Here is an 18449-nt window from a genome sequence, read left to right as displayed (position 1 = left end):
GGGACATCCGGCACGCGCTCGCGGTCCTTGAATGGGCCGCATCAAGCTGCCAGGAAGCCACTCAGGCGGGCCAGGTCAATATTGCCGCCGCTGATGAGGATGCCGACTCGCTTGCCACGCAACTTGTCCTTCATGCGCCGCGCCGCTGCGAAACCGAGACATCCTGTCGGTTCGACCACGATCTTCATGCGTTCCGCGAAGAAGCGCATGCATTGCACGAGTTCGTCGTCCGACACGGTCAGGATGTCGTCAACGTCGCGCCGGATGATGGGAAACGTGTATTGGCCGAGATGCTGGGTTTGGGCGCCATCGGCGATGGTCTGGGGGGTGTCGATGTGGACGATGGCACCCGAACGGAACGATTGCTGCCCATCGTTGCCGGCCTCAGGTTCAACGCCGTACAGCTTGCACTGCGGTGACAGGGCCCGGGTCGCGAGGGCGGATCCGGCGAGCAGCCCGCCACCGCCAAGGCAAACGAAGAAGGCATCGAGCGGCCCAGTCTCGTCGAACAGTTCCTTGGCGGCGGTGCCTTGGCCGGCGATGACGTCCGGATGGTCGTAAGGCGGAATCAGCGTCAGTCCGTGCTTGTCGGCCAGTTCGCGGCCGATCTGTTCACGGTCTTCCTTGTAGCGATCGTAGATGACGACATTGCCGCCATAACCCTTCGTTGCCGCCACCTTCGCTGCCGGTGCGTCGTGCGGCATCACGATCGTGGCCGGCATGCCGAGCAGCTTGGCCGCCAGCGCGATGGCTTGGGCATGATTGCCGGACGAGAAAGCGACCACCCCGGCGCGACGCTGTTCTTGCGTGAACTTCGACAGCGCGTTATAAGCGCCACGGAACTTGAATGCTCCCATCCTTTGCATGTTTTCGCATTTGAAGAACAGCTCGGCACCGAATTCGTCGTTGACGGTGCGCGAGGTCAGCACGGGAGTGCGGTTGGCGGTGCCGGCAATGCGGGCAGCTGCCTGGAGCACGTCGTCGTACGCAGGCAATTGGAGCATATTCATCTCATCTTCTCCGGTTACTTCATGTCGTTGTAGGCCGTGGCACGCGAGATGCCAAGGCATGAAGCGGCGATTTCCATGGCCCGCCGCATCTCCAGGAAACCACCGGCCTTCAGTTCCCGCATCAGTGCGCGACGCTCGTCGGCTTTTAGCAGTTGCGGCGAGGATGCCAGGCGTGCGGCATATTGCTCGATGCGCTTGCGCAGCATCTCTGCATTGGCGGGGTCAAGCGTTTCAGGTACTGGCGAGGCATCGGTGGAGGTGAACTGTTCCAGCGTGCTCTGCATCGAGCGGAACAGCGTAAGGTCCACGTTCAGGCAAAGGGCCGCGACGTAGTGCCCTTCTGCATCCTTGATGCCGATCGAGGTGCTCTTGGCCGGGCGGCCATCCGCGAACTGATTGGCGTAGTTGGCCACGATCTGGGGAAAGGCGTTGTCCTCGATGCGCGCCAGGCCCAGTTCAGTAGCCGGGTCGCTGGCCGAGCGCCCTGACAGATTGTTGTGAATGGCGAGCACGGCATGCTCGGGGTTGCGCAGGTCGTGCACGACCACTTCGCAAAACGGTGCAAACGTTTGGGCCAGGCCATCGGCGATCTGCTTGACCTGCGCTATCAGCGCAGCTTGGAGGCCGTCGCCGGATATAGCGGTATCGTGCTTCATGGCTGGCCCTGCAGGTAGTTGTACGTGAACCGTACATCGTGCTCGGTCGAGTAGCGTAGCATATGAGTAAGACTATTTATCTAGTATTAGACATTATGCCAAAGGAAGGTGCGTAGCGCAAGCTTCTGCCAGGGGAGACGGCAAGGTGTTGCCGTTGGGTCCGGGCCTAACAGTTGGGCTGCTGGAGGACGCAGGCCAGGATTGTCCCCATGGCACCGACCTGCAGGTCCTGCGCCCGCCGATCCAGCGGCGCAGGCTAGCAGCGTTGAAATGGGTTGCGCCAATGCAACAGCGCGTGGCTCACTTGATATTGCGCAATACGGAAAAAGACTGGAAGATGGGTCACGTACTTACATCGCTGCGGCATTTGTCCACCCCGCATCCCAAGCCTGCCGTCGGGCTGCCGGCGGTGCGGTAAATGTCGGGCCTTGCCACATCACTTCTCGAGAATCACATGCCGCCGGTCGTTCCCAAGTCCGCTGTTTCCGTCAACGCGCTGTGCTGTGCACCTCTTGGTGCCAACACGAATGTCGCAGATGACCCCGGCCGAGAGCACCTGCCAGAGCAATCTTGCACGCAGCAAGCCCGCGCCGATTTGCCGTCCGCCAGCGGCGCAGTGGAGCACAAGCCGCAGCGCCGCCTGCTTCTGGTCGACGACGAACCGAACATCCTGCATGCGCTCAAGCGCCTGTTGCGCCGCGATCAGTATGAAATCTTTACCGCCAACGACGGCGCCGCTGGACTTGCTATCCTGGCGCAACATCCGGTCGATGTGATCCTGTCGGACCAGCGCATGCCCGGGATGCTTGGCGCCGACTTTTTGCGCAAAGCAAAGTTGCAATATCCGGGCACGATACGCATCATGCTCTCGGGCTACACCGAACTCCAATCTGTCACCGACGCCGTCAACGAAAGTGCGATCTACAAGTTTTTGACCAAGCCATGGGACGATGAGCAACTGCGCGGCCACATCGCCGAGGCGTTCCGGGTGAAGGAAATTGCCGATGACAACCTGAGGTTGCATCGGGAGGTGCAAACGGCCAACCTGGAACTTGCCGCGACAAATCGGCGTATGGAAGCATTGCTACTGGAAAATCAACGTCAGATCAGCCGCGACGAGATCAGCCTGAATGTCGCCCGGGAGATTCTGCAGCAGTTGCCGCTGCCAGTCATCGGGCTGGATGATGCGGGCATGATCGCTTTCATCAACAGCGCCGCGCACCACCTGTTCCGCCACAGCGGCGCGTTGCTCGGCGAGTCGGCATGCAGTGTGCTGCCCGATTTGTTTGTGCGCGCCCCTGATGCCGGCATTGACGCTGGCCAAGGCGCCTATACGCCCAGCATGTGCCATACAGCCGACATCGACGGCCAGTCCTACGCGGTCGTGATGTATCCAATGGGTGCGAGTTCCACATCCCGCGGCAGCCTGATCACCTTGAGTAAAGTAGCGCAATGATGCATGACGCCATTCCGAGGGAAATTGAACTGACCGAAGCCACTGCCGGCATGACGCTGGCCGCCGCCGTACTGGACGACCATGGTGCCGTCCTGCTGCCCAAGGATGCCCAGCTGTCCGACAGTGTGCTGACCTCGCTGCGGCGCCGGGGCCTGCGCAGCTGCGTGATCTGGGCGCCTTTGGCCGACGATGACCCGGGCGGAGAAGCCGCGGCCGCGCGCGCGCTGGGCCGCCTGGACGGTTTGTTTCGCCACACCGCACAGGATGAAGCGAACACGCACTTGCTCGATCTGTTGCGTGCATACAGGAATGGGACCTTGATATGATCTGCGCGGATGATGTCATCAAAAGCGTGCTGACGCTTCCATCCTTGCCGGCCGTGGTCAACGATCTGCTGGCCACAATGGAGCAGGACGATTTCGATATGCAGGTGCTGGCCGCCAAGATCACCCTCGACCAGGCGCTCACGGCAAAGACCTTGCGCCTGGCAAACTCGTCTTTCTATGGTCTGCAGTCGAAGGTCACCACCATCGGTCAAGCCGTTTCCGTACTAGGCTTTCACAGCATTCGCACCTTGGTGACGGCATGCTCGGTGATTGCCAGTTTCAGTGCGCATGGCAGCGGCACCTTCGATTTCAAAGCGTTCTGGCGCCATTCGATTGCCAGTGCCGTGTGTGCACGCGTGATCGCGCCGCACCTGCAGGTCAATCCCGACTCGGCATTTACCGCGGGTCTGTTACACGACCTTGGCACACTTGTCCTGGCGACCCGCTTTGCGGATGACTATCAGCGCGTGCTGGCGTGGCAGTACGAGCATGACTGCACGGTATCGGTCGCTGAACGCGCCGTATTCGGGACCGACCACGCCGCAATCGGCGCGGCCCTGACCGCCCACTGGAAGTTCCCGGAGCAGATCCAGGCGGCCGTGGCCGGCCACCACCTTGCGGGCCCCGCAGACTGCGTCGCCCCGGCCGACCTGACCACGGCGGTGGTGGTCGCCAACGCACTGGCGCATGCGCTCGACCTGGCCGATGTCGAAGGCGACCAGGTGCCGCCGTTGTCGATGTCGGTATGGCGCGCATTGGCATTGGACAACAGCGCCTGGGAGGGCGTCTTCCGCAATTCCGAACAACTTTTTGATGCGACGTGCCAGGCGTTGATAACATGACTTCCTCCACTACGGGTACCCCACCGGCAAGTGCCGAGATCGCGCTATCCGAATTCTTCGATGGCCATCCGGTGCCAACCTTTGCCATCGATACCGCGCATGTTGTCACGCACTGGAACCGTGCCTGTGAGCACCTGCTGGGACACAGCAAGGAGGCGATGATCGGGACCGACAACCACTGGCAGGCATTTTACGGCCACCGGCGGCCCTTGCTGGCCGACTTGATCGTGGCCGGACTGGATAATGAGCTCGACATGCACTACCAAAAAAAATGGTGGGCCTCGACGCTGATCCCGGGCGCCTGTGAAGCTGAGGATTTTTTCCCCTTGATCGGCGCAAGCGGATTGTGGTTGCATTTCACGGCAGCCCCCCTACGCGATGCACTCGGCAATATCGTCGGTGCGATTGAAACGATACGCGACGTCTCCAAGCGCAAGGAGGCAGAAACGGCCTTGCGCCTGGTGAATGACAACCTGGAAGTGGTGGTGGAAAGGCGCACAGCACAGCTTGCCGATATCAACGAAAAGCTTCAGGCGGATATCGTCCGGCGCCATCTCGCCGAGGCTGACCTGCAGCGCAGCAACCTGGAGCTTGCCGCGTTGAATGAACAGCTCTCGCGCGCCCAGCAGCAACTGGTGCAGTCTGACAAGCTGGCCTCAATCGGCCAGTTGGCGGCCGGCGTTGCGCACGAGATCAACAATCCGATCGGCTACATTTTCAGTAACTTCACGACATTGCAGGGTTACCTGGACCAACTGTTCGCCATGTTCGATGCCTATGAAGGCGCAGAGGCGCAGATTGGGGCGACGGACGTGGCTGCCGCGTTGCGCGACTTGCGCAAACGTATCGACCTGGACTTCCTGCGCGAGGATATTCCGTCGCTGATGGCCGAATCGCGGGAAGGCATCGTGCGTGTGCGGCATATCGTACAGGACCTGAAAGATTTTTCCCGCGTTGATACCGACCAGAAGTGGGTCTGGGCAAACCTGCACCAAGGGATCGACTCGACCCTCAATATCGTTGGCAATGAAATCAAATACCGCGCTACCGTCGTCAAAGAATATGGCAACATTCCCGACATCGAGTGCCTGCCCCTGCAAATTAACCAGGTCGTCATGAATCTTGTGGTCAATGCGGCCCACGCCGTGGGCGAGCGGCACGGGCGGATATCGGTCCGTACCGGTTGCGACGGCGACGACGGCGTGTGGATCGAGATTGCCGACAACGGCAGCGGCATTCCGGCTGACATCCTTTCACGCATCTTCGACCCGTTTTTCACGACCAAACCGGTCGGCAAAGGTACCGGATTAGGCCTGTCGCTGTCGTATGGCATTGTACAAAGACACGGGGGCCGCATCGAGGTGAACACCACACCCGGCGAGGGCACCTGTTTTCGCGTGCACCTGCCGGTCCATCAGCCAAGGATAGTCACATGAACGAGCTTGCTACGCCCAGCAGTGGCGCAGCCGACGAGGCAGCCGCCTGCGCCAAGGCGGCGCCGCCCACACTGCTGTGCGTCGATGACGAGCCGAACATACTGGCGGCGCTGCGGCGCCTGTTTCGTGCGAGCGGATACCGCGTGCTTACAGCAGAGAGCGGTGCCCTGGGCCTGGAAATCCTGAAAAAGGAAGCGGTCGATGTGGTCATTTCCGACATGCGGATGCCCGAGATGGACGGCGCCCGTTTCCTGGGACTGGTCCGGGCACAATGGCCTGCCACCCTGCGCATGCTGTTGACAGGCTATTCGGATATCCAATCGATCCAGGATGCCATCAACAGTGGCGAAATCTACCGCTACATCACGAAACCATGGGAAGACCAGGACCTGCTGCTGCTGGTCCGGCATGCCATTGAGCGCAGCGCGCTGGAAGCCGAAAAAAAACGGCTGGAGGCGTTGACACTACGTCAAAACGACGAGCTGAGAATGCTCAACCAAAGCCTCGAAGCCAAGGTGCAAGCGCGGACCCAGCTCCTGAAGGTGGAGCACGAAGCGACCGTCGCCGCCAACAACAAGCTGAAACATAACTTTGTCACCACCATTAAAATCTTCTCCAGCATGATCGAACTGCGCGCGCACAACCCGCCCGGCCATGCACGGCTGGTGGCCGACATGGCGCGCCGCATCGCGGTCAACATGGCGCTCGATGCAAAGGAGACCCAGGACATTTTCATTGCCGCCCTGTTGCACGATATCGGGAAGGTCGGGTTCAGCGACCTGCTCCTCACGACGCCATTGACGCTGTTGCACGGTGAATCCTTGGGACAATTTCGCAAACACCCCCAGCAGGCGGAAACGCTGCTCATGCCACTCGAGGAATTGCAGGGTAGCGCCGCGATCATCCGCCACCACCTGGAGCGGTTCGACGGCAACGGCTTCCCCGACGGCATTGCAGGACTGGAAATCCCCCTTGGCGCGCGCATTCTGGCGGTCGCGGCCGATTATTACAACCTGCAGCACGGCGCGATGGTGCAGCGGCATTTGCGTGCTGACGAAGCCAGGTCGCTCATTACCGGCGCCAGTGGCAAACGTTATGACCCGACCGTGGTGGCGGCGTTCCGCCAGATCGTCGACAGTGGCAAAACTGATCCCGGCGGCGTGCAGGTGATGGCCGGCGAGCTGCGCGCGGGAATGAAGCTGACGCGGGACCTGGTCAGCAGCGATGGCTTGATGCTGCTGGCCGTCGATCGTGTGCTTGACGCCAGAATGATCGAGCAGATTCGCAGTTTCGAAACCAAAAGCGCGCACCAGCTGACCATCTGGGTGCGCAGCCTGAAAGAGGAACCATGATGAACATCATCATCGTCGATGACGACGTTAACATCCTGTCGGCCTTGCGGCGCGCGCTGCAGCAGATGACTGAAACGACGTTGCAGATAGAGAGCTTTACCGATCCGTTCCAGGCCTTGCGGCGCATCTTCGAATTCGAATTCGACCTCATCATCTGTGACTACATGATGCCCCAGATGAGCGGCGGTGAACTGCTGCAGTCGCTCAGGGAAGTGGCGCCCGATACGGTCCGCATCATGCTCAGCGGATCCTCGTCATTCGACACGGTCGTCAGCGCCATCAACGATGCGCATGCGTTCCGCTTCATGCGCAAGCCGTGGGATGCCGACGAACTGGCAGCCAACGTCCGGCTGGGCCTGGAAATGCGCACGACCCTGCTCGCTGCCAGGGCCGCGCGCGCGGCGGCGCCGAAGAGCACGCCCACCCCGCAAGAACTCGAGGCGGCCCGGCTGGACGCGGAGGAGCCCGGGATGCTGACGGTGCGGCGCGACGCCAACGGCTGGATTATTCTATAGCGCGACGCCCGGCTAGGCCGATGGGGAGGTAGCCGCGTTCAAAGGGCGCACCGGCAGATGGACGGTAAAGCGGGTGCCTTCGCCAATGACAGAGGCGACCTCGATGCGGCCGCCGTGGCGATTGACGATGCCATACGACAGCGACAGGCCGAGGCCGGTCCCGCTGCCGACCGGTTTGGTCGTGAAAAACGGTTCGAAGATCCGTTTCATGTGTTCGGGCGCGATGCCGCTGCCGTTGTCGCCAACTTCGATCCACACCCAGTCAGCCCCCGCCTCGGGGCCGATGCCCTTGCCGGTCCCGGTACGCACGGTGATGATGCCTTGCGTGCTCACTGCATGGGCGGCATTGACCAGCAAATTCATGAAAACCTGGTTCAGCTGCGAGGCCAGGCAGGTTACCGGCGGCAATTGCCCGTACTGGCGCTCGACCCGCGCCTTGTATTTGATTTCATTGCTGACGATGTTGAGGGTGCTGTCGAGGCCATGATGGAGATCGGCCACGTCCCAATTCGTTGCCCCCGTATGCGAAAAATCCTTGAGTGCCTGGACGATATCCTTGACACGCTTGAGTCCCTCAAGCGACTCGCGCACAAGGTCGGTCATATCTTCCTTGAGAAAAGCCATGTCTGCCTGTTCGCGCACCGCGGCCATCCGAGTGGCCACCGCCGGATGCCCGCTACCGGCCGCTTCATACTGGTCGATCACGCCCAGCAACGTTGCGACATAGCCCTTCAAGGCCCCCATGTTCGAGTTGACGAAACCGACCGGATTGTTGATCTCGTGCGCGATCCCGGCGGCAAGCTGGCCGATCGATGCCATTTTCTCGGATTGCAACAACTGTTCATGGGCGTTGCGCAGTTGGTCGATCAAATGGCGTTGTTCGATGCCGTGTGCCTTAAGCGTCTCTTCCATCCGCTTGCGGCCGGTGATATCGGTTAGCGAACCGATGACTTCGAGCGGAACGCCGTGGGCGTCGCGGACCAGGCGCAATGAATCGTGCATCCACAGGTAACTGCCGTCGCTGACGCGAAACCTGTACTCATAGGCCCGTTGTCCTCCGGTAAAAATTTGTGCCAGGCTGGCGAAAATATGGGGCGCATCGTCAGGGTGAATATGGTCAAACCAAAAATTCGGATCAGCCACCATCTGCTCGGGACGGTAACCGAGCAAATTGAAAGCATTGTTGCTGACGAACGTCATCTTGAAATCGCCGCTCGGCACGGTGCAGTAAATGATGGCCGGCGTGTTGTCGATCAGGTATTGCAGCCTGATCAGGGGCGTCGCCGAGGGCGTCAGCTCAGTGCCGCTTGCGGGTGAATCGGCAGAAAAACATTCAAAATCATCGAATTGCATGGCATTAGCTCCTGCCGCACGGCGGCGGACCGGGATGGGGAAGTAGCAACTGCGGATAACTGTAGCAATTAAAAAACGGGCATTCGTGAAGCGTGGGGATGTACCAGATTTTGCGTAAACGGGTTTGCTCGAGTCTGCGCGCCCTCACGGTCTGCGAACTGCACGGCGAAGCGGTGCAGCACTGCTTTCCGGTAACGTATAGACATATGTCCATTTCTTACTGATGTTCTTAAGCGCAAGATAAACCTTTTGCTAACGGCTTCATCAGTCGGGAACTGCGTACCTTCGTGACGTTTCGCAGTTTCATATTAATCGATTCAATCGCGTTCGTGGTGTAGATCACCCTGGAGATTTCCGGCGGTTAGTCGATGAATGAAATGATGTTCGACAGTTGCGGCGCCAGGACTAGACTATTGATTTATATTGTTTAGCGCATTTTCCTCGCAATCCGAGGCGTCAATTTAGTCTTGTCGGCAGTTGCCGCGCTATAAATGGGCTTGATTGAACCGCGCAAAAACGTTACTCCCGGCAGCAATGGTGCTTGAGAAGCGCAGCCATACAAGCTACAGCCATCATCACAGGCGGCCTGGGCAACGCGCAGCTGGTTTTGCGAGCGTCCCTTCCCCGCGACTTCCAGGGTAACTTGTACGGCAACTTCACCAGTACTTCGGCGAACGGTTCAGGCAAACAGCCCATGCAGAAACCACCTCGGATCAAGCCCCGCAGCCGAACCCACGATGCGTTCGCGATACACCCAGTACAGCGTGTGGTCGCCCCCCTGCGCCACAAAATAATCGCGCGTCTGCATCTGACTCCACCAGCCCGCTTCGATGCGTTCGGGCGCCGACGCCATGCGCAAGGGCGAGCCGTAGAACGGGCGGTGGTCGCGCATCAATAGCGCGATGGGCTTGGCCAGCAGCCAGGTGGGGCGCGGGAAACTGTGCAGATCGGCAGGCATCTGGGCGGCCCGCACGGATGGCCGGATGGTTTGCTGCACCGGCACCCAGATATTGGCCAGCTCGGGCCGGTAATCGGCCTGCGGCAAGGCTTGCAATACATTGTCGGGGCCCAGGCGCGCCACCAGCAATTCGAACATGCGCACCCGGTCTTCTTCGCTGCCGCCCGGCTCGGGAAACAGCGATTCGCTGGGTGGCGCCATCGGCTGCACCTGCAGCGCTTCGAGCGCCAGCCCGATCACCGGGGCCTCCAGCACCAGCTTGGCCAGGCGCTCTTTCAACAGGCGCACCAGGTGTTCGTCGCGCCAGGTGGCTTCGGCCAGCGCGATATCGACCAGCGTGGGGTCGCGCGCCACCTTGCCCCGTTCGTGTTCCAGGTAAAACGTGATGCGTTCAACCGCCAGCTGGCGCGCGCACAGCCAGCCGGTCAGTTGCAGCAGCAGGCGCTGGGCGGCGTACAGCAAGGCGTCGGCGTGTTCGACGCGGTCGAACAGTTCCAGTTTGGCGTGGAAGGTCGTGGGTGCGGCGATCCATTCGAACAGCTCGGGCGTCATGCCGTAGGCGGCGTCAAGCATGTCGAGCAGCGGACGGCCGCAGCGGCGCTGCAGGCCGGGACGCGGCAGGCGGCGCATGGCGCCCAGATTGAAGCAGCCAATGCCTTCGAACCATGCGCCGAACGGGCGCGCCGGCGGGACCAGGCTGGCTGGCAGGCGGTCGAGGCGGCGCACCAGCGAGGCCATCTTGACGACGCGGCCATGGCGCCCATTGCGGCGCGCCAGCATCCACGCGCCGCGCGCCGTGGGAGCGCAGCTGAGCGCACCGGTCACACCCAGCGTGCACAGGTCGGCGCGGATGTGCCGGCACAGCGCGCCAATGCCGCCGAACAGGCGCAGGCTGGCGCCGATGTCGAGCAGCAGCGTCGACTCCTCGGCCTGCGCCACCAGCGGCGTGTACTGCAGCAGCGCCATCGCCACCGCGTGCCGGGCTTCGGCTTCGCGTGCCAGGTCGCGCTCGACCAGGCGCGCGTCGGGCATGAGCATCAGCACGCCGCCGCGGCGCATGCCCACCTGCACCCCTGCCGCGTGGGCCAGGGGAGAAACGGCCAGCACGCGCTCCTGTTCGAGCACGACGGTGCCGACGTCACTGGACCAGTTCGGGCAAAACACCTCGAGCGGTAAGTGGGACAGGTAGAGGGCGATCCAGAGACGCATGACGTTGCTGCAATAAAGAAGAAGTGAGTGGAAGTGAAAGGGGTAAAAACAGCGGCGCATCGCGCTGTGGACCGCGCCGTTTGACGAAACCAATGTCGAGCCCGCCCGCGGCTGGCCGCAAGCTCAGGCGCAAGGGCGACGGCGACGCATCCTGCGCGGCGGCCAGTGGCCGGAACATGAAAAACAGTGTTTCCCCACATTGCGCCGCCAGGTGCAGGCGGCGCAGGCTTTCGCTGCGCGCATGGTTTTGCCACAGCAGCAAGGCGCCGCAACTGCCGCTGCGCAGCACCTGCTCGGCGGCCCATAAGGTATCGGCGCTGCGTGTGCTGCGGATCCAGACCAGTTGCGACGGCGGCAAACCCAGCGCCGCCAGCGCCAGCGCCTGCGGTGCATGGGGCGGCTGCAGCAGCACGATGCGGCGCGACGCCGCCGCCGCCAGCGCCGGGCGCAGCAGGCGCAGCTCGCCGATGCCCGCTTGCTGCACGAGCAGGTCGATCAGGGTGCCGGTGGGCCAGCCGCCGCCCGGCAACTGGCTGGACAAGGTGGGATAGCCGGTATCGACGCAGCGCGCGCTGGAATGGGCCAGTTGCGACGCGCGCCACAGCGATGGGTGCAGGCTTTCCGGCGTCGGGTGAAGGTGTGGCGTGATCATGATAAGCTGACAAAGTACTGTATGGATGAACAGTACTAGCGCCTTCGGGCTTTGGCAAGACCTATCTTTTATGTGCGCAGGGTTGACTTTGCGGCGGGGATTGGATCGCCGGGCATGGCTGCTTGATTATTAACCGTGCAACAATATTTCGTGGAAACATGAAATAATTGGCCTTTACGTTTCAAGGCGACCCGATGCATCCCAGCACTATTGAACTGACTGGCGCCATTCTGTTTGGCCTGGCACTGGTGCACACTTTCGCTGCCAAGGGCTTCGAAAAACTGGCGCATCGCCAGCCGCGCCATGCCGGCGTGTTTCACTTGCTCGGCGAAGTCGAAGTCGTGTTCGGCTTCTGGGCTTTCGTGCTGGTCATCGCGATGGCACTGCTGGCCGATGGCGGCACCGCCATCCGCTACGCCGAATCGCGCCAGTTCACCGAGCCGCTGTTCGTGTTCGTGGTGATGGTCGTGGCCGCCTCGCGCCCGGTGCTCGACGCCGTGCGCGCCCTGTTGCAAGGGCTGGCCCGGCTGGCGCCGGTGCGCACCGAAGTGGCGCTGGCCTGGCTCGGTCTGGCGCTGGTGCCGCTGGCCGGTTCGCTGGTCACGGAACCGGCCGCGATGACGATCGCGGCCCTGATGCTGGCGCCCCAGGTGTTTCGCGCGGGGGTGCCAGAGTGGCTGAAGTACGGCGCGCTCGGCGTGCTATTCGTGAATGTATCGATCGGCGGCACCCTTACCTCCTACGCCGCCCCGCCGGTGCTGATGGTGGCCACCACCTGGGGCTGGGACAGCGCGTACATGGCCAGCACCTTCGGCTGGCGCGCCGCCATCGCCGTACTGATTAACGCCAGCGTCGTCACCTGGCTGCTGCGGCCGCACTTGCGCGCGGGCGCTGGCGGCGACCTGCCGCGCCCGGCGTGGATCGTCTCGCTAGCGCACCTGCTGTTTCTCGCCGCCGTGGTTCTGCTGGCACATCACCCGGTGCTGTTTCTCGGGCTGTTCCTGTTGTTCCTGGGTTACACGCAGGCCTACCCGAAGCACCAGGATCCGCTGCTGCTGAAGGAGGCGTTATTGGTGGGATTCTTCCTGGCGGGACTGGTGGTGCTCGGTGGCATGCAGCAATGGTGGCTGCAGCCGCTGGTCTCGAGCATGGGCGCGACCACGCTGTTCTTCGGCGCGCTGGGCCTGACGGCGCTGACGGACAATGCCGCCCTGACCTACCTGGGTTCCCTGATCGTCGGCCTGTCGGATCAGGCCAAGTACATGCTGATGGCAGGCGCCGTGGCCGGCGGTGGCTTGACGGTGATCGCCAATGCGCCGAATCCGGCTGGCGCCGCCCTGCTGCGCCGTGGTTTCAAGGATGAATCAATCGGCGCGCTGGGCTTGTTGATGGGTGCTGCTGCACCGACGGTCGTTGCCGCGGTGATGTTTCTTCTCTAAATTAACGCAGCAGTGCTGCGGCCCGCTTGCGCAAGCTGGTCAGCAAGGCGCTGGCGCGGGTGGCGGTGCGAATGGGCTTGTTCAATGGTCCTGCGTTGATACAACGTGCCGTCACGGTCATGATCATGGCTCCACAAAGTTAAATAACATTCAATCAGCAGCGCCAGTCTTGCATGCGCCAATGACAGCATCGTGACATACGCATGAGCAGCAAACATCGCGTTTTCCGCCCGATTGAGCCACATCAAACTTGTAGGGGACCTGCCGCCTAAGCTGTGGTCTGGTCCAAACACCACCACAAGGGAGACACCTCATGAGCTACGCAGACCGTGACAAATATGGCATCTACCAACCCCGCAGCGGCGCCTCGTCCAGCCCCGGACCAGGACCGTCGCTGATGGGCGCCGACACCCTCATCGGCGACAGCGTCGTCAACGGCAATGAAGAAGACCTGGGCGACATCAAGGAAATCATGCTCGACATGCACACCGGCCAGGTGGCGTATGCCGTGCTGTCGTTCGGCGGTTTCCTGGGCATCGGCGAAAAGCTGTTCGCCGTCCCCTGGGGTGCGCTCCACCTCGACACCGTCAACGAGCGTTTTGTCCTGAATGTCGACAAGGCGCGTCTGAAAAACGCCCCCGGCTTCGACCCCGGCACCTGGCCCGACATGAGCGACGTGAACTGGGCCAAACAGATCCATACCTTCTATGGCACCGATCCGCAGCAATCGAATATTCCCAGCATGGGACCGTCGGTGGCGATGGGGGGCGTGGTCAGTGGCGGCAGCCCAGGTAGTGCCAGCCGCAGCGGCGCTGGCAATCTGCAATCGGGCGCGGGAACGGGGTCCGGCACGGGGGGCGACTTGGGCAACATAGCGGGTGGCGCCGGCAACCTGTCGGGCGGCACGACCATGCCGGGGACGCGCGGGAAAAAGAATCCCGGCGACAGCGATATCTAGCGCCTGCCTTAACGCCGCTAGCGCCTGCCCTAACGCCGTCATACCGGCGAACGCCGGTATCCATACTGAACAACCAGCGTTACGAACGTAAATGGCTGCAGATCGTTGCCAATGCACGCTCAGTATGGACCCCGGTTTTCACCGGGGTGACGGTTTTGAGCTTACTGGACGGGAATCACTGCGGCGTGATGCGGCCGCCATTACCGCTGCATCGATTCCCAGACTTTCTGCAAGCGTTTCGCCGAAATCGGCATCGGCGTGCGCAGCTCCTGGGCAAACAGCGACACGCGCAGTTCTTCCAGCATCCAGCGGAACTCCGTCATGCGCGGGTCGGTGTTCTTGCCGTCCTGTTGCTTGCTGATCCTTTGGAATTGACTGGCGGCGCTTTGCCACTCGGCCATCAACTTGGCATCGCGCGTCGCGTCGCCGCGCAGCTTTTCCAGGCGCACATTGACGGCTTTCAGGTAGCGCGGGAAGTGCGCCAGCTGGCTGTAGTCGTTGTCGATCAGGAAGCGTTTGTGTACCAGGTCCTGCAACTGGCCCTGCATGTCGGCGGCAACCGCTGACGGAACGTTCTGCAGCTTTTTCGGCAGGCCGTGGAATTCGGTCAGCACCAGCGACACCATGCGCGCGATTTCGTTGACCAACAAGCCCAGGCGTGCCTTGCCCTCGTCTTTGCGCTTGTTGAAGGCGGCGGCATCGGTGGGCAGCGGGTCTTGCAGGCAGGCGATGTCGATGGCTTTCTGGACGATCTGGTCGCGCAATTCTTCCTGCGAACCGAGCGCCATGAACTGCATCCCCATCTGCTGCATGCCGGGGATGTTTTTCTCGGCAAATTTCAGCTGGTCCTTGAATTGCAGGGAGAAGAGGCGACGCAGGCCGATGCGGTGGGTGCGCGCCGCCACGTTCGGGTCGTCGAACACTTCCAGGTCGCAGTAGCTGCCCTTGTCGACCAGCGCCGGGAAGCCAATCAAGGTCAATTTTCCTTGCGCGATTTCCAGCAGTTCCGGCAACTCGCCGAAGCTCCAGCTGGTCAAACCGGTGTGCTTGCCGGCCACGGGTGGTGCGGCAGGGGCAGCAGCAGCACCCTTGCCTTTGGGCCCGGTTGGCATGGCACGCGGCCCCGGCGCGGCCACCGCGATCGGGCCACTCGGCACCGCGGCAGCGGGCGCCTTCACTTCGGCCAGTTTCTGGAAACTTTGTCGCGCCTGACCACCGAACTCGGCTTGTAGCGTCGACAGGTTGCGGCCCATCTCCAGCTGGCGGCCATGCTCGTCGATCACCTTGAAATTCATGAAGTGGTGCGCCGGCAGCGTTTCCACCTTGAAGTCGGTCGACAGCACATTCAGGCCGGTTTCCTTGCGGATGTGGCCAATGATCACGTCGATCAGATCGCCGCGCCCGAATGACCCGGCCTCGTTGATGCGCTCGCAAAAGCGCGCGGCGAAATCGGGCAGCGGCACGCAGTGGCGGCGCAGCTTCTGCGGCAAGGACTTCAGCAGCAGGTGCACTTTCTCTTTCAACATGCCCGGCACCAGCCAGTCGGCGCGCTCGCGCGGCAACTGGTTCAAGGCGAACAGCGGCACCGAGGCCGTCACGCCATCGCGCACGCTGCCCGGCTCGAAGTGGTAGCTGAGCGCCATCTCGATGCCGGTCACGCTCATCATTTTTGGGAACAAATCGGTCGTCACGCCGGCCGCTTCGTGGCGCATGAGCTCTTCGCGGTTCAGGAACAGCAGCTTCGGATCGGCGTGCGTGACGTCCTTGTGCCATTTCTCGAACCCGGCGCCGTTGACCACGTCCGCCGGAATCAGCTTGTCATAGAACGCGATGATTAATTGATCGTCGACGAGCACGTCGAGGCGGCGCGACTTGTGTTCGAGGTTTTCGATTTCCTTGATCAGCTTGTGGTTGTGCGCAAAAAACGGCGCGCGCGTGTCGTAATCGCCCCCGACCAGCGCTTCGCGAATAAAAATCTCGCGCGCTTCAACGGGGTTGAACTGGCCATAGTTGATCCTGCGTTGGCTGTAGACGACGATGCCGTACAGCGTGGCGCGCTCGGACGCGGTCACCTGCGCCGCGCGCTTCTCCCAGCGCGGCTCGCCCCACGATTTTTTCAGCAGATGGGAACCGACCCGTTCCACCCACTCGGGCTGGATCTGCGCGATACAGCGCGCGTACAGGCGCGTGGTTTCCACCAGCTCGGCCGCCATCACCCACTTGCCCGGCTTCTTCAACAGCGACGAACCGGGCCAGATATGGAAGCGGATGCCGCGCGCGCCCAGGTAGCCGGCACTCGCATCGTCTTCGGCCTTATAGCCGATATTGCCGAGCAGGCCGGTGAGCAGCGCCGTGTGCAGGTTTTCATACGTGGCCGGCAGCTCGTTCATGCGCCAGCCCTGCTCTTTCACAATCGTCAGCAATTGCGAATGCACGTCGCGCCACTCGCGCAGGCGCACCTGCGAAAGGAAAGAAGCGCGGCAGGTTTCCATCAACTGGCGATTGGTTTTCTTGTGCTCGATGGCTTGCTCGAACCAGCGCCAGATCTTGATGTAGCTGAGGAACTCGGACTTTTCGTCGGCGAATTTTTTATGTGCCTCATCGGCCTGCTGTTGGTATTCCATCGGACGGTCGCGCGGATCCTGCACCGACAAAGCCGACGCAATGATCAGCATCTCGGTCAGACAGGCATTCTCGAGCGCGGCCAGGATCATGCGCCCGACGCGCGGGTCGAGCGGCAGTTTCGACAGCTTTACGCCGAGCGGCGTGACCTGGTTGTATTCATCGACCGCGCCCACTTCCTGCAGCAGCTGGTAACCGTCGGCAATCGCGCGCGGCAGCGGCGGCTCGATGAAGGGAAAGGTTTCGACGTCGGTCAGGTGCAGCGTCTTCATGCGCAGGATGACGGCGGCCAGCGACGAGCGCAAAATTTCCGGTTCGGTAAATTTGGGGCGCTGCAGGAAATCGTTTTCCTCGTACAAACGGATGCAGACGCCATCGGCCACGCGGCCGCAACGTCCGGCGCGCTGGTTGGCGGCCGATTGCGCGATCGGTTCGACCTGCAGCTGCTCGACCTTGTTGCGGAAGCTGTAGCGTTTTACGCGCGCCAGGCCCGCGTCCACCACGTAGCGGATGCCCGGCACCGTCAGCGAGGTCTCGGCCACGTTGGTGGCCAGCACGATACGACGCGCGTTGGAAATTTTAAAGACTTTTTCCTGCTCTTCGACCGACAGGCGGGCGAACAGCGGCAAAATTTCCACGTGCTGCGGATGGTGCTTGCGCAGCGCTTCGGCGCAATCGCGAATTTCGCGCTCGCCGGGCAAGAACACCAGCACGTCGCCGGAGCCGAGGCGCGCCACTTCATCGACGCCGTCGATCACGGCATCCATCAAATCGCGCTTGTCGCGCGCCGCTTGCGCCTTGGGCACCGGCTTGCCGTTGTCCTGCGCGGGCGCAGAGACCGGGTCGCGGTCGACCGGCCGGTAACGGATTTCGACCTTGTACAGGCGGCCGGACACTTCGATCACGGGCGCCGGTTTCTCGGGCGTGCCAAAGTGGCGTGCAAAACGCTCGGCGTCGATCGTCGCCGACGTGATGATCACTTTCAGATCGGGCCGGCGCGGCAGCAGCTGTTTCAGATAGCCGAGCAGGAAATCGATGTTCAGGCTGCGCTCGTGCGCTTCATCGATGATGATCGTGTCGTAGTTTTTCAGCAGCGGGTCGGTCTGGGTTTCGGCCAGCAGGATACCGTCGGTCATCAGCTTGACCGACGCGCCGGGCTGCAGCGTGTCGTTGAAGCGCACCTTGAAACCAACGTGCACGCCCAGCGGCGAACCGAGTTCCTGGGCGATGCGCTTGGCAGTCGACGAGGCCGCGATCCGGCGCGGCTGCGTGTGGCCGATCAGGCCACGGCTGCCGCGGCCCAGTTCCAGGCAGATTTTCGGCAATTGCGTGGTTTTACCGGAACCGGTCTCACCGCAGACGATGATGACCTGGTTTTCCATGATCGCCTTGGCGATGTCGCCACGACGGCCGGAGACCGGGAGGTCTTCAGGGAAGGTGATCGCAGGCAAAGGCGTGCGGAACGGTAGCGGCCGCTCACTGGCCGGGGCGTTGGGATCACGCGGTGGCCGTGGTGCCCGCCCTTGTCGAACACTGGACGAACCACCTCCGTCGTCCCGGCGCACGCTGGGATCCATGCTCACTTTGCCGTCACGGGGCCTGTCAGGATTGCGACGGCGCGTGTTCGCGTCCTCAATATGGGCCCCGGCCTTCGCCGGGGTGACG

The 18449-nt window shown here is 62.0% G+C and carries 15 protein-coding genes and 1 pseudogene; 8 read left to right on the top strand and 8 right to left on the bottom strand.

Annotation, left to right across the window (positions count from 1 at the left end):
* Positions 1-41 precede the first annotated feature (41 nt).
* Positions 42-1010 (bottom strand): threo-3-hydroxy-L-aspartate ammonia-lyase, encoded by a 969-nt coding sequence (locus tag V6M87_RS00220; RefSeq protein WP_332847979.1) that lies wholly within the window; start codon positions 1008-1010, stop codon positions 42-44.
* A gap of 14 nt (positions 1011-1024) precedes the next feature.
* Positions 1025-1666: a helix-turn-helix transcriptional regulator gene (locus V6M87_RS00215; RefSeq protein ID WP_332847706.1), complete on the bottom strand. Its 642-nt coding sequence runs from the start codon at positions 1664-1666 to the stop codon at positions 1025-1027.
* Between the two features lie 418 nt (positions 1667-2084).
* Between V6M87_RS00215 and V6M87_RS00210 the strand changes: the two genes are divergently transcribed.
* The 6 genes from V6M87_RS00210 to V6M87_RS00185 are packed head-to-tail and all read left to right on the top strand — an operon-like array spanning position 2085 to position 7593.
* The gene (locus tag V6M87_RS00210) at positions 2085-3122 is read left to right on the top strand and encodes a response regulator (RefSeq protein WP_332847705.1); all 1038 of its coding nucleotides are present in this window, start codon (positions 2085-2087) and stop codon (positions 3120-3122) included.
* A complete protein-coding gene (locus V6M87_RS00205) occupies positions 3119-3448 on the top strand; it encodes a hypothetical protein (RefSeq protein WP_332847704.1) in 330 nt (109 codons plus the stop codon). Before V6M87_RS00210 ends, V6M87_RS00205 begins: the two co-directional genes overlap by 4 nt.
* Complete coding sequence (locus V6M87_RS00200; RefSeq protein WP_332847703.1) at positions 3445-4290, top strand: HDOD domain-containing protein; 846 nt, start codon at positions 3445-3447, stop codon at positions 4288-4290. Before V6M87_RS00205 ends, V6M87_RS00200 begins: the two co-directional genes overlap by 4 nt.
* Positions 4287-5726 carry an ATP-binding protein gene (locus V6M87_RS00195; RefSeq protein ID WP_332847702.1) on the top strand — a complete coding sequence of 480 codons (1440 nt, stop codon included), beginning with the start codon at positions 4287-4289 and terminating at the stop codon, positions 5724-5726. The genes V6M87_RS00200 and V6M87_RS00195 overlap by 4 nt, the downstream gene beginning before the upstream one ends.
* Positions 5723-7078 (top strand): HD domain-containing phosphohydrolase, encoded by a 1356-nt coding sequence (locus tag V6M87_RS00190; RefSeq protein WP_332847701.1) that lies wholly within the window; start codon positions 5723-5725, stop codon positions 7076-7078. The genes V6M87_RS00195 and V6M87_RS00190 overlap by 4 nt, the downstream gene beginning before the upstream one ends.
* The gene (locus V6M87_RS00185; RefSeq protein WP_332847700.1) at positions 7075-7593 is read left to right on the top strand and encodes a response regulator; all 519 of its coding nucleotides are present in this window, start codon (positions 7075-7077) and stop codon (positions 7591-7593) included. The genes V6M87_RS00190 and V6M87_RS00185 overlap by 4 nt, the downstream gene beginning before the upstream one ends.
* Positions 7594-7605: 12 nt before the next feature.
* On the opposite strand, the gene V6M87_RS00180 is transcribed toward V6M87_RS00185, so the two are convergent.
* The 4 genes and pseudogenes from V6M87_RS00180 to imuA form a co-directional block, all read right to left on the bottom strand.
* A complete protein-coding gene (locus V6M87_RS00180) occupies positions 7606-8946 on the bottom strand; it encodes an ATP-binding protein (protein WP_332847699.1) in 1341 nt (446 codons plus the stop codon).
* A 68-nt stretch (positions 8947-9014) separates the two neighbouring features.
* Positions 9015-9307: pseudogene (locus tag V6M87_RS27210) on the bottom strand (transposase); the annotation flags it as partial.
* Between the two features lie 318 nt (positions 9308-9625).
* Positions 9626-11113 (bottom strand): Y-family DNA polymerase, encoded by a 1488-nt coding sequence (locus V6M87_RS00170; RefSeq protein ID WP_332847698.1) that lies wholly within the window; start codon positions 11111-11113, stop codon positions 9626-9628.
* Positions 11043-11765: a translesion DNA synthesis-associated protein ImuA gene (gene imuA / locus V6M87_RS00165; RefSeq protein ID WP_332847697.1), complete on the bottom strand. Its 723-nt coding sequence runs from the start codon at positions 11763-11765 to the stop codon at positions 11043-11045. Before imuA ends, V6M87_RS00170 begins: the two co-directional genes overlap by 71 nt.
* Before the next feature lie 194 nt (positions 11766-11959).
* Here imuA and V6M87_RS00160 point away from each other — a divergent pair, with 194 nt between their 5' ends.
* Positions 11960-13204, top strand: a complete 1245-nt coding sequence (locus tag V6M87_RS00160; RefSeq protein WP_332847696.1) for a putative Na+/H+ antiporter — start codon at positions 11960-11962, stop codon at positions 13202-13204.
* Here the strand turns inward: V6M87_RS00160 and V6M87_RS00155 are convergent.
* Positions 13201-13422 (bottom strand): hypothetical protein, encoded by a 222-nt coding sequence (locus V6M87_RS00155; protein ID WP_332847695.1) that lies wholly within the window; start codon positions 13420-13422, stop codon positions 13201-13203. The genes V6M87_RS00160 and V6M87_RS00155 overlap by 4 nt on opposite strands.
* Positions 13423-13517: 95 nt before the next feature.
* Here V6M87_RS00155 and V6M87_RS00150 point away from each other — a divergent pair, with 95 nt between their 5' ends.
* A complete protein-coding gene (locus V6M87_RS00150; RefSeq protein ID WP_332847694.1) occupies positions 13518-14162 on the top strand; it encodes a PRC-barrel domain-containing protein in 645 nt (214 codons plus the stop codon).
* A gap of 200 nt (positions 14163-14362) precedes the next feature.
* Here the strand turns inward: V6M87_RS00150 and hrpA are convergent, their stop codons facing one another.
* A complete protein-coding gene (gene hrpA / locus V6M87_RS00145) occupies positions 14363-18361 on the bottom strand; it encodes an ATP-dependent RNA helicase HrpA (RefSeq protein WP_332847978.1) in 3999 nt (1332 codons plus the stop codon).
* Positions 18362-18449 lie beyond the last annotated feature (88 nt).

This window comes from Massilia sp. S19_KUP03_FR1, assembly GCF_036688685.1.
In the GTDB taxonomy this organism is placed as follows: Bacteria; Pseudomonadota; Gammaproteobacteria; order Burkholderiales; family Burkholderiaceae_D; genus JALYUM01.
The sequence above is the reverse complement of the archived record's forward strand: the minus strand, read 5'-3'. Positions and strand labels throughout refer to the sequence as shown.